The organism is Mycobacterium sp. (assembly GCF_002863225.1).
GTDB lineage: Bacteria > Actinomycetota > Actinomycetes > Mycobacteriales > Mycobacteriaceae > Mycobacterium.
In genome coordinates this window covers 1-11,295 of sequence record NZ_PKEK01000069.1, presented here as the reverse complement: position 1 = coordinate 11,295, position 11,295 = coordinate 1, and the positions used below count along the sequence as shown (strand labels likewise).

Sequence of the window (11,295 nt, the reverse complement as noted above, 5' to 3'; positions counted from 1 at the left end):
CCCAGCCATGTTTGACACCCGGAGACGTACTTTGAGGGAACCTGGCGCGCCGAGTCCAGCCGTTCGTATGCTGGCAGCGAAGCGAGCTTGGCCCTGCTTTTACACCGGAATCTGGACGCGACCTTCCGTTCTGAGGCAACACGATCGAGAGTGCGTACCCCACCGCATTCCTCGGCGCACGGGTTGACCGTGGTCGCGATCGCGGCGGCGGAGCGCGACGCATGAGCACTGTCGATGCCTATGATCGCCTGAACACCGGCCCCGTCGACGACTGCTGCGACACTACGGATGCTCCGGCGGACGGCGTCGCGCAGTCGGACAAGCTGCGCTGGCGCTGGGCGGCGCGGTGGTCGCAGAAGCTGGCCTGGATTAGCCTGACGCTCGTCGTAGCCGAAGGCGCCGTCGGTGTCTGGCAAGGCCTGGTGGCAGGCTCTGTCGCGCTGATCGCGTGGGCGCTGGGCGGGGCGCCCGAAGCGTTGGGCAGCCTGGCGGTCATTTGGCGATTCAGCGGTGCGCGAGCGCTCTCGCCTGCCGCCGACCGGCGAGCTCAGCGCGGTGTGGCGCTGTCGTTCTGGCTGAGCTCGCCGTACCTGGCGGCCGAATCCGTACACCATCTGCTGACCGAGCACGAACCGCGCCCAACAGCGATCGCCATCGCGGTCACCGCCGCCGCGCTGCTACAGATGCCGGTGCTGGGCTGGGCCCAGCGCAGGCTGGGTTCCCTGCTGGGATCGGCCGCCGCTGTCAGCAAGGGCACCCAGAGCTATCTGTGCGCCGCACAAGCCGCCGCTGTCTTCGGCGGATTGATCGTCACATCTCGGTGGCCGAGCGCGTGGTGGCTCGACGCGGCCATCGGTCTCGGTATCGCCGGCGCCGGAGTGTGGCAAGGCGTGCGGGTGTGGCGCGGACGCGGCTGCGGGTGTTGAGGCCGGCACGTCGCGTGGCCGTTACGACGTCACCGAGCTAGTGACACCACCGATCGGCCGGCCGTTTACCGGAAGTTCAGCTGCGGATAATTGCACATATCGCAATATACGCATATATTCCCCGAAATGCGCTTATTCGGCGGAGAAGAGAAAGGGCGGTCCTGATGAGCGGAGGTCACGGTCACAGTCACGGCCCTAGTTCACCGGACGCTGACCGGAGGTGGTTGGCGGGCGCATTGGCGGTGATCACCACCTTCATGCTGGGCGAGGTAGTGGTGGGGGTGCTCGCCGGTTCGCTGGCACTGATTTCCGACGCGGCGCACATGCTCACCGATGCGGCCTCGATTGCGTTGGCGTTGTGGGCGATTCGGCTTGCAGCGCGGCCCGCCGCCGGGCGTATGACATACGGGTGGAAGCGGGTAGAGGTCTTATCTGCGCAGGCTAACGGCGTGACGTTATTAGTGCTGGCCGGGTGGCTGGGCTATGAGGCGGTGCGCCGGCTGATAGAACCGCCCGCGGTCGCGGGAACGCTTGTCCTGGTCACCGCGCTGGTCGGGGTGGCGGTGAACGTGGCCGCGACGGTCATGATCAGCCGGGCCAATCGGTCCAGCCTGAACGTCGAGGGCGCCTTTCAGCACATCCTGACCGATCTGTACGCCTTCATCGCCACCGCGGTTGCGGGGGTGGTGATGATGTTCACCGGCTACGCACGCGCCGATGCGATTGCCACCCTGGTGGTGGTCGCACTCATGGTCAGAGCAGGTGTCGGTTTGGTGCGCGCCGCGAGCTTGGTTTTCCTGGAAGCTGCGCCTCGAGATCTCGATCCGGCGGCAATCGGGGAGGCGATGGCCCGGCATCCCGCGGTGGCGCAGGTGCGCGATTTGCATGTCTGGGAGATCACCACAGGGGCGCCGGCGATGTCGGCGCATGTCGTTATCGCCGCCGACAGCGACTATCACGCCATCAAGCGCGAGCTGGCCCAGGTGTTGGCTCAGGAACACGGCATTGAGCACAGCACGCTACAACTCGACCTGCCCGACGCGTCCTCGGCTCACGCCGCAGACGATTGCGCGCACTGCGAGGCCGGGCACGACTGAGTGTTCGCCCGTCGACGAGCGGTTACCGAGGTGTCGGCGCCTCCGTGAGCGCTCATCTTATTCGCACGGTCACGGTGTCAGTGAGTCTCCCCGGTGTGGCGGGTTCGGTGTGTCGTGACGATGGTTTGACACCTGAAGGGGGTGCGCAGTTTATGAGCGAGCAAGTATTCATCGATGTGGGCAATGAGGTGCGGTCGCCGTCGCGTCACGTGCCGACGTTACGTGACATCTGTTGCAACACGGCGCGTCTGTCCTGGGTACTGGCCGCGGTGGCCGGGTTGATCGGGGCGGCGGCGTTCACGCATTCGGCGGGGTACTTCGTCACCTTCATGACCGGCAACAGTGAGCGCGCGGTGGTGGGGTATTTCTGCGGTCAGCGTTCCATTGCTATCGCTGCCGGGGTGCTGTTAGTGGCGTTCGTCGCCGGGGTGGTGATTGCGTCGCTGTGTCGGCGTCATTTGTGGCGCAGCGCCACACCGCATGGGCCCACGGTGTTAACGGCATTGTTCCTGGTGACGGCGGCTGCAGTCGATATCGCCGTCGACGGTTGGAACACCAAGGAGGTCTCATTCGTCCCGGTCGTTTTCGTTGCGCTGGGGATCGGATCGCTCAACACGTCGTTCGTGTCAAACGGTGAGGTGTCAATCCCCTTGAGCTACGTCACGGGGACACTGGTCAAGCTCGGTCAAGGGATTGAACGCCACCTTAGCGGAGGTCAGGTCGGCGACTGGCTCGGGTATTTCCTGCTGTGGGGTAGTTTCGTGACCGGCGCCGTGATCGGCGGATGCATCAGCTTGATCGTGAGCGGATCACAGATGATCGCCGCCGCCGCGCTGGTGTGCGTCCTGCTCAGCGCCGTCACGCAGGTCCACAGTCGTTGCCACGTTCCCCGCGGACCCGCTGGCGCCCAAACCTGAAACGCGGCGACCCGACCGCACGGTCACCATGGTGGTCGACGCCGCGGTGTAGGCAGCGCCAAGGCGGCGACGACGAGGAGCCGTCCACGCTCGGAAAGCTCGAACATCTGCAGCCGACCGTCGCGGCGCGACGTGGCGAGGCCAGCGTTCTTGAGTAGCCGTAGGTGGTGGGACACCAGGTTCTGACGTTTCCCGACAATCCATGCGACATCGCCGACGCACAGCCGCTGGCCTTGCAGCAGCGTCGCGGCGATCGTCAGTCGTGTCGGATCTGCCAGCGCGTGCACCACCTCAGCGGCCCGGGCGATTCGTGCCCGATCGCTGACCGCCGCCCGGATCGATTCCGCGTGCTCGGGGTCAACGCCGCGCAAGTCATCGCTATCCGGTGGCGAGTGCATCACGGCTGTCGATCCGATAGCCGCGTGGGGTGATCGGTGTTGCTCAACGGCCACGACACCGGTGAGATCCTGTGAGTTCGATCCACGTCCGCGCACCCCGTTGACCCATCATCATATAGCGATATGCTTATATATTACGGCAGCTGGTTGCCGCAATGAGGAGGTTGAAACGATGTTGTACGGGTTTGCCGCTAAAGCGGCCGGAACGGTCGTCACTGGAGTGGTCGGTGTCGGCGCCTACGAACTGGTCCGCAAAGCGGTCGGAAAGGCCCCGCTTCGCCGGGCGTCGGTCGCGGCGGCGGAATTGGGTTTACGCGGGACGCGGCGCGCGGAGGTGGCCGCCGAATCCGCGCGGTTGCGTGTCGCTGACGTGGTTGCCGAAGCCCGGGAGCGCGTCGGCGAGGAAGCCCCCCCGCCGGCGGTCGGGGCTGCCCACGACCACGACCACTGATCGACAACTATGAGCGGAGGCGATTCGGCGGTGGACGTCTTGTCCGATGCGGCAGGGCGCATGCGAATCCACGTGCCCTGGGTGCGATCGAATTCCCGGCGCGCGGTAGCCGTCGAGGAGGCCGTGGACAAGCAGGTCGGTGTGCGGGCGGCACACGCCTACCCGCACACGGGTTCGGTGGTGGTGTGGTACTCGCCGCGGCGTTGCGACCGGGCAACAATCGTGGCTGCGATCGAGGCTGCCAAAGATGTTGCTGCTGAGCTGATCCCGGCGCGCACGCCCCGGTCGGCCGATGTCAACAACGCCGAGGTGCTACGCATCTCGATCGGCGGTGCGGCGTTGGTTCTGCTCGGCATCCGTCGCTACGGATTCCGAAGGCCTCCACTACTGGGCCGCAACGCCCAGTTGATCGCCACCGGCGCCACCGTTTTCATGGGTTATCCGTTCTTCCGCGGCGCGCTGCGTTCCCTGCGCTCCGGGCGGGCGGGTACCGACACGCTGGTCACTGTCGCCACCGTCGCCAGCATGGTGCTGCGTGAGAACGTGGTCGCGCTCACCGTGCTCTGGCTGCTCAATATTGGTGAATATCTGCAAGAACTGACCTTGCGTCGCACCCGCCGGGCGATCACCGACCTGCTGCGCGGCACCGCTGACACCGCCTGGATCCGGGCCGCCGACGGCAGTGAAGTGCAAGTGCCCATCGACACGCTCGCGATCGGCGACGAGGTCGTGATTTACGACCATGTCGCGATACCGGTGGACGGCGAAGTCGTCGACGGTGAGGCGGTGGTCGATCAGTCGGCGATCACCGGGGAAACGATGCCCGTCAGCTTGAACGCCGGCGCCTCTGTGCACGGCGGATCGGTCGTCGTGCGCGGACGACTCGTGGTGCGCGCCAGCGCTGTCGGCGACGACACCACGATCGGGCGAATCATCAGCCGCGTCGAACAGGCTCAGAACGACCGCGCACCCATTCAGACGGTAGGCGAAAAATTTTCCCGCCGCTTCGTACCGATCTCGTTCATTGTCTCCGCGCTGACCCTGGTGCTCACCGGCGATGTGCGCCGCGCGATGACGATGCTGCTGATCGCCTGCCCGTGTGCGGTGGGGTTGTCGACGCCAACAGCGATCAGCGCTGCCATCGGTAACGGGGCTCGGCGCGGCATCCTGATCAAGGGGGGATCCCACCTCGAGCAGGCCGGCCGTATCAACGCCATTGTCTTCGACAAGACTGGCACGTTGACGGTGGGACGTCCCGTTGTCACCAACGTCATTGCTCTGCACAAAGATTGGCAACCCGAACAGGTTCTGGCGTATGCGGCCAGCTCAGAGATCCATTCTCGTCACCCGCTTGCCGAGGCGGTGATCCGTTCCACTGAGGAGCGCCGCATCATCATCCCACCGCACGAGGAGTGCGAGGTGCTGGTTGGGCTGGGCATGCGCACCTGGGCCGACGGCCGGGTGCTGCTGCTGGGCAGTCCGTCGCTGCTGCGCGCGGAGAACGTCAAGGTGTCCAAGAAAGCGGGGCAGTGGGTTGACGACCTGCGCAAAGAGGCCGAAACTCCGCTGTTGCTTGCGGTCGACGGCACACTGGTCGGCCTGATCAGTCTTCGCGACGAAGTCCGAGCCGAAGCACCTATCGTACTGAATAGATTGCGCAGCAACGGAATTGAACGCATCGTGATGCTCACCGGCGATCACCCGGACACTGCGGAAGTCGTTGCGCGAGAGCTCGGTATCACTGAGTGGCGCGCTGAAGTGCTGCCCGACGACAAGCTCGACGTGGTTCGTCAGCTGCAAGCCGACGGCTACGTCGTAGGCATGGTCGGTGACGGGGTTAACGATGCTCCCGCGCTCGCGACCGCCGACATCGGCATCGCGATGGGCTTGGCCGGAACCGACGTCGCCGTCGAAACCGCCGACATCGCCTTGGCGAACGACAATTTAGAGCGGTTGCTGGATGTCCCCGATCTCGGGGTCCACGCCGTGAAAGTAATTCGGCAAAACTACGGCATGTCGATCGCGGTCAACTCTATCGGCCTGCTGATGGGCGCCGGGGGCGCGCTGTCGCCGGTGCTGGCTGCGGTCCTGCACAACGCCTCGTCCGTCGCGGTCGTCACCAACAGCTCGCGGTTGATTCGCTACCAAATCGCTAACGGCAATTATCTCGCGGCGAATGGCCGAGCTAGCGCGAAGCCTGACATGGCCGAGATAGCCGAAAAGCTCTGAGCACACCAGTGGTTCGTCGTCCCGGCTGCCGATTCTTGACGCGGTCCCGGAGTGAGTATCCGTCCGCCCCAGGTCGGCGCGGGCACGCGCGAACCGGGCCAACGTGCGACCGGGATCACCTTGCGGCGCCCGCACGCCGCGCGGCGCAACCTGCTCGAGACGGGTAGGCACATCGACAGCGGAACGCACCGACGCGAGCCCCGGTGGGTGCGCGGCCAGACGCGGCGCCCTGGCGCTGAGCACGCCGTGAACAAAGCCTTGCACCGCCTCACGACCTGGCTGGTGTGCGCCGCGGCGTCGGTGGCGATTGTCACGCCATCGTTGACGGCGTCGGCATCAGCAGATGACACCGACGACGACTTCCTGGCGGCGTTGCAACAGCACGGGATCGTTTTCGATGACCGCGACGCCACGATTACCGCCGGCCGCGGGGTGTGCACCGGGCTGGACCAGGGACTGTCACCGACTGCGTTGATCTTGATAGTGCGCAAAAACAGCAACCTCTCAGCCCACACCGCCGCCTACTTCTTTGGTGCCGCGGTGCGATCGTATTGCCCGGATAGCCCGCACTTTCGTCCGGGAACCCGGGCGCCACAGGATGAGTACCGGCCGGTAGATGACGTCTTACCAGTTCGAGGGTCGGATGGTGACTGCGCCAGTGCTAACCTAATTGCATCGCAAAACACGAACCCCACCGGCGGTGCCTACGAGCGGCGCTCCCCATTGGGGCATGTTTATGGATCGTTGCGGGGGGCGTCGCCGAGCTCAATAAGGTCGGGGCCGGCGCACCCGGCCCGATTTCTCCCTCTACGGTGGCTACCGCGATCGCACCGGTGCGGGCGGTTGCGCCGCAACTCGCGGCCGTATCGCTATGTCCGAAGGCATCGGTCGCTGCGGTCGTTTCTCGGTCAGTGTCCAGTCGGCAAGCTGCCGTAGGTGTCATCGTGGCCGAAGCGGCACCGTCGTGGCCTACGGTGATCCTTCCTAACCACCGTCAAATTTTTTGGCGCTCTCTCGGTACTGATGGTCGACAAGTCCTGACGCGGCTCTGTCTGCTCCGCTTGTGAGGCGCGCCCGCGCCCACCAGCTATCTCACTGACAGCGCACCGTGAACCTTTTCGCCGCGGTGCAGAACTAGCCGCAACGCCAGCACGGGTCGTAGTCAAGTCCATAACGACGTTAATAAGGCCGTTTGACCGCGCCATCAAACGCCGCATCGTGTGAACGTGTCGCGCCCGATTTTTTTTCCTGTGTAGGAGGACACCGTGTCCAAACCTGCTGTGCTCGCCGACTCGAGTGCGGCGACTGCCTACCGTGTGAGTCAGGTATACGGGCAACCCGCTCGAACGCCCGTGTGCGCGGCCACACCCGGTTCAAGACGACGCCACCGCCGGCCCAGGGCTAGATTCACCGCCCCCCTACTGCCTCGGACCGTCACTGCGACAGAGCTTGGCCGATGAACACCGCTGACTACGCGTGCGGTGCAAAAGCGTCGCTAGTCAACTCATCTGCCGATCCGGACGACCGTTGCTGGGCTGCGCAGTGGTTGCGCCGGCTTGCGTGGTCGGGCCTGGCGGTCGTAGTCGCTGAGGGCGTCAACGGCGTCATGGTGGGTCGCGGTGCAGATTCGATTGCCGTGATCGCGTGGGTCTTAGGTGGTGCCGCTGAAGCGTTCGGCAGCCTGGTCATTCTCTGGCGATTCACCGGATCGCGGCGATTGTCCCGCTCCGCAGAGGCGCGAGCGCAGCAACGGTTGGCGCTGTCGTTCTGGCTGGCCGCTGGCTGTCTGGTCGCTGAATCAACGCACCATCTGCTGGTGCGTTTTGAGCCGCACCCAGCGGAAAACGCCATGGTCGTTACCGGAGTGGCGCTGATACAGATGCCGTTTTTCGGGTGGGGACAACGCAGGCTGGGTGAGATGCTCGGCTCGAGCGCCGCTCGCAGCAAAGGTGCGCAAAGCTACCTATGCGCCGCGCAGGCCGCGGCGGTTTTCGTGGCAGTGGTCGCCTCGTTCTCGTGGCCCGGTGGTTGGTGGCTCGGTCCCGCTATCGGTGTAGGAGTCGCCAGCGCCGGCTTCTGGCTGGGTGCACGCGCCTGGCGGGACAGAATTACCCCCCAGAACGGCGACGCAGGCCGATGAGGCGCCGCGGCGGAAGCCGGCGCCCATCTTCGCGTCCGGTTCGCTCGCTGGGTCTCGCGCCTGACACGTTTCGCTGACATTGCGCTCGCGGCGCGTTGACAGTTGACCACCGTTGCGTGGTTTGAGCCAGCTAGTCGCAGAATCGAGTCATCAACTTAACTGGAGCCTCGCCCAGCAGACTGCCGGCCCCATCGCTGGTGTGGCTGTGTCAAGGTAAATCGGCCCCAGTGTGACGGAGCAATCGGGCCCCAGGTGGAGGTCGACGAACATAAGGCAGCGGGGCCGATGGTCGAAGGAATGCAGGCGGTCCGCGGGGGGATTTACTGCTGGCCCGACGAGTTGGGTCTTGTGGGGGCGGTTAGAAGTTCGCCGATGAGGGTTTGGACGTTATGGGCTATTTCGTCGCGGATCAGGCGCATGCGCTCGATGCCGTCGATGCCGCGCAGCGAGGGTTCATCGGTGTCCCAGGTGCTCACCGGCTTGATTGCGAGCGGCGGATCCAGGTGGGCTTGGGTGCCGACGATGACGACAAGGTCGGCGGCGTAGATCAGGTCGGCGGTCAGCTGAGTGGGCCGGTGGCCGCTGATGTCGATGCCGAGTTCGGCAAGGGCCTGTCTGGAGAGGTCGTTGACCCCGGTTTTGGCTTTTGTGCCCGCAGAGAGTGCGGTGATAGAACCGCCGGCGGTGTGACGCATTAGGTGTTGTGCCATGACGGATTTCCCGGCATTACTCACGCAAACAAACAACACGGTGGGGATGTGACCGGTCATCGCTCGTCTTCGGTGGTGGATGTGGTCGGCTGGTTGAAGCGGGGTCGCAACGCCAGCGAGAGGTAGACCAGCGCGATAAGGACGGGGACTTCAATGAGGGGCCCGACCACGCCGGCCAGGGCTTGTCCGGAGGTGGCGCCGTAGGTAGCGATGGCGACGGCGATGGCGAGTTCAAAGTTGTTGCCGGCGGCGGTGAAGGCGAGTGTGGTGGTGCGGGGGTAGCCCAGGTGCAGCGCAGCACCTAAGGCGTAGCCCCCACCCCACATGATCGCGAAGTAGGCCAGCAGCGGTAGCGCGATGCGGGCCACGTCGAGGGGGCGGCTGATGATCTGGTGGCCTTGGAGGGCGAACAGGATGACGATGGTGAACAGCAGCCCGTAGAGCGCCCAGGGTCCGATGATTGGCAGGAAGCGTCTCTCGTACCAGTCGCGGCCTCTGGCTTGTTCGCCGAGTTGCCGGGAGAGGTAGCCGGCGATCAGGGGGATGCCCAGGAAGATCAGCACGGATTTGGCGATCTGGGTGGGCGAGGTTGTGATCGTGGTCTGCGGCAACCCGAGCCAGCCGGGCAGCACAGATAGGTAGAACCAGCCCAACACGGCGAACATGATGACTTGGAAGATCGAGTTGAGGGCGACGAGCACGGCAGCGGCTTCGCGGTCCCCGCAAGCGAGGTCGTTCCAGATGATGACCATAGCGATACAGCGGGCCAGCCCGACGATGATCAGCCCGGTGCGGTAGGTCGGCAGGTCAGGCAGCAGCGCCCAGGCCAGAGTGAACATCAGGGCGGGACCCAGCACCCAGTTGAGCAGCAGCGAGCTGATCAGCAGCCGGCGGTCCCTGGTGACGGTGTGCAGCCGGTCGTAGCGCACTTTGGCCAGCACCGGATACATCATTGTTAGCAACCCGGCCGCGATCGGCAGCGAGATCTTGTCCACGGCAACGTCACTCAAGTCGGTGTTGATATCGGGCACCATCCGGCCGAGCGGCAGCCCGGCAGCCATGGCCAGGCCGATCCAGACCGGCAAAAAGCGATCCAAAGCGGAAAGCTGTGCCGCGGCGGTGGTTTGGGTGTCAGTTGTGGTGGCAGTCATCGGTAATTCTCTCTCGTTCAGCAGCACGACGGCGCATCGGCGGGCGTGTCCTGGCTGGTGGTGCAGCAGACGGACTGTTCGGCCGGCGGGCTGTCCAGATGTGCGGGGCTGGTGCCGAAGTCCTCGGAGTCGGCCAGCACGGTGTAGACCTCCCAGCGCTCGCCGGCTGGGCCGGTGACCCAGACCTTGTCCTGGGCAGCGAAACAGCACGTGGTGTTGATCTGCTTCTCGGTGACCATCCCGGCGTCGTCGAGGCGGGCGATCTCGTCGTGCACGACCTGACTGGATTCGACCTCGACCCCCAGATGGTTCAGCGTGCCGCCTTGGCCGGGGTTTCCAGCAGCACCAGCTTCAGTGGCGGGTCGGCGATCGCGAAGTTGGCATAACCCGGCTTGACCTTCGCCGGCTCAGTCGCAAAGAGCTTGGAGTAGAACGCGATCGCGCTGTCAAGATCATCGACGTTGAGCGCGAGTTGAACACGAGACATCAGATCAGCCTCCGGGGTTGTGAGACATATATCGAACTCGTAGGGACGCCTCAGCATGCCGTCCTTTTCGATATATGTCAACAAGCCGTGGCATGATGGTCAGATGCCCAAGACGTTGCCAATGATCGATATGACCGCGCCCGTGTGTTGCGCCCCGGTGGCCTCGGGCCCAATGGGCGACGCCGATGCGTTGGCGATCGCGTTGCGGCTCAAAGCGTTGGCCGATCCGGTGCGCGTCAAGATCGTGTCGTATCTGTTCAGCTCGACCGCCGGTGAGGAAATTTCTGGAGACTTGGCTGCGGTACTGGGACTCGCCGAGTCGACGGTCAGTCATCACCTGACTCAGTTGCGCAACGCTGGCCTGGTGGTCTCGCAGCGGCGAGGAATGAACGTGTTTCACCAGGTGCGCCGAGACGCGCTGGAAGCGCTGTGCACTGCGCTGGATCCTAAGTGCTGCACTTGATTCCGATAGTGACGGAGTTCCTCGAAGAACACCGCTACAGTGCTGCCACCGCGACGGCTTCGCGCCGCCGGCGCGGTGCAGCGTGTGTGGAGGTTGATGGTCTGCCGATGGTTTTTGAAATCCCGCTCGACAATTCGGCGCCGACTGCGACAACGCGGTGGCCTGTCGGGGCGCTTTCCCGCAGATGTTGAGAATCCGCCCGGGGGTCGCGTCCAGATTCCGGTGTAAAAGCAGGGCCAAGCTCGCTTCGCTGCCAGCATACGAACGGCTGGACTCGGCGCGCCAGGTTCCCTCAAAGTACGTCTCCGGGTGTCAAACATGGCTGG

9 protein-coding genes and 2 pseudogenes are annotated in these 11,295 nt (G+C 64.6%); 8 read left to right on the top strand and 3 right to left on the bottom strand.

Annotated features, from left to right (window positions below):
* The first annotated feature begins 221 nt into the window (after positions 1 to 221).
* From CYU59_RS21920 to CYU59_RS21910, 3 genes are all read left to right on the top strand, one after another.
* Positions 222 to 926: a hypothetical protein gene (locus tag CYU59_RS21920; protein WP_293002649.1), complete on the top strand. Its 705-nt coding sequence runs from the start codon at positions 222 to 224 to the stop codon at positions 924 to 926.
* Between the two features lie 164 nt (positions 927 to 1,090).
* On the top strand, positions 1,091 to 2,023 hold the full coding sequence (locus tag CYU59_RS21915) for a cation diffusion facilitator family transporter (protein ID WP_293002647.1): 933 nt from the start codon (positions 1,091 to 1,093) through the stop codon (positions 2,021 to 2,023).
* 209 nt (positions 2,024 to 2,232) lie between these two features.
* Positions 2,233 to 2,940, top strand: a complete 708-nt coding sequence (locus CYU59_RS21910) for a YoaK family protein (protein ID WP_293002655.1) — start codon at positions 2,233 to 2,235, stop codon at positions 2,938 to 2,940.
* 23 nt (positions 2,941 to 2,963) lie between these two features.
* Here the strand turns inward: CYU59_RS21910 and CYU59_RS21905 are convergent, their stop codons facing one another.
* Positions 2,964 to 3,338, bottom strand: coding sequence for a metalloregulator ArsR/SmtB family transcription factor (locus tag CYU59_RS21905; protein ID WP_293002653.1), 375 nt, complete (start codon positions 3,336 to 3,338; stop codon positions 2,964 to 2,966).
* 172 nt (positions 3,339 to 3,510) lie between these two features.
* Between CYU59_RS21905 and CYU59_RS21900 the strand changes: the two genes are divergently transcribed.
* From CYU59_RS21900 to CYU59_RS21885, 4 genes are all read left to right on the top strand, one after another.
* A complete protein-coding gene (locus tag CYU59_RS21900) occupies positions 3,511 to 3,789 on the top strand; it encodes a DUF1490 family protein (RefSeq protein ID WP_293002645.1) in 279 nt (92 codons plus the stop codon).
* A gap of 9 nt (positions 3,790 to 3,798) precedes the next feature.
* Positions 3,799 to 6,018, top strand: a complete 2,220-nt coding sequence (locus CYU59_RS21895; RefSeq protein ID WP_293002643.1) for a cation-translocating P-type ATPase — start codon at positions 3,799 to 3,801, stop codon at positions 6,016 to 6,018.
* A 51-nt stretch (positions 6,019 to 6,069) separates the two neighbouring features.
* Positions 6,070 to 6,954, top strand: coding sequence for a DUF732 domain-containing protein (locus CYU59_RS21890; protein WP_363115149.1), 885 nt, complete (start codon positions 6,070 to 6,072; stop codon positions 6,952 to 6,954).
* Positions 6,955 to 7,474: 520 nt separating this feature from the next.
* Positions 7,475 to 8,158, top strand: coding sequence for a hypothetical protein (locus CYU59_RS21885; protein ID WP_293002641.1), 684 nt, complete (start codon positions 7,475 to 7,477; stop codon positions 8,156 to 8,158).
* 320 nt (positions 8,159 to 8,478) lie between these two features.
* Here the strand turns inward: CYU59_RS21885 and arsB are convergent.
* Both arsB and CYU59_RS21875 read right to left on the bottom strand, forming a co-directional pair.
* Positions 8,479 to 10,019: pseudogene (arsB, locus tag CYU59_RS21880) on the bottom strand (ACR3 family arsenite efflux transporter).
* A gap of 17 nt (positions 10,020 to 10,036) precedes the next feature.
* Positions 10,037 to 10,506 (bottom strand): annotated as a pseudogene (locus tag CYU59_RS21875) (ArsI/CadI family heavy metal resistance metalloenzyme).
* Between the two features lie 103 nt (positions 10,507 to 10,609).
* Between CYU59_RS21875 and CYU59_RS21870 the strand changes: the two are divergent.
* Complete coding sequence (locus CYU59_RS21870) at positions 10,610 to 10,969, top strand: Rv2640c family ArsR-like transcriptional regulator (RefSeq protein ID WP_293002639.1); 360 nt, start codon at positions 10,610 to 10,612, stop codon at positions 10,967 to 10,969.
* Positions 10,970 to 11,295 lie beyond the last annotated feature (326 nt).

Excerpts from the sequence above, each read along its gene's own strand:
- CYU59_RS21920 (WP_293002649.1), top strand. The coding sequence starts at position 222 with ATGAGCACTGTCGATGCCTATGATCGCCTGAACACCGGCCCCGTCGAC.
- CYU59_RS21900 (WP_293002645.1), top strand. The coding sequence starts at position 3,511 with ATGTTGTACGGGTTTGCCGCTAAAGCGGCCGGAACGGTCGTCACTGGA.
- CYU59_RS21885 (WP_293002641.1), top strand. The coding sequence starts at position 7,475 with ATGAACACCGCTGACTACGCGTGCGGTGCAAAAGCGTCGCTAGTCAAC.
- CYU59_RS21870 (WP_293002639.1), top strand. The coding sequence starts at position 10,610 with ATGCCCAAGACGTTGCCAATGATCGATATGACCGCGCCCGTGTGTTGC.
- CYU59_RS21895 (WP_293002643.1), top strand. The coding sequence starts at position 3,799 with ATGAGCGGAGGCGATTCGGCGGTGGACGTCTTGTCCGATGCGGCAGGG.
- CYU59_RS21915 (WP_293002647.1), top strand. The coding sequence starts at position 1,091 with ATGAGCGGAGGTCACGGTCACAGTCACGGCCCTAGTTCACCGGACGCT.
- CYU59_RS21905 (WP_293002653.1), bottom strand. The coding sequence starts at position 3,338 with ATGCACTCGCCACCGGATAGCGATGACTTGCGCGGCGTTGACCCCGAG.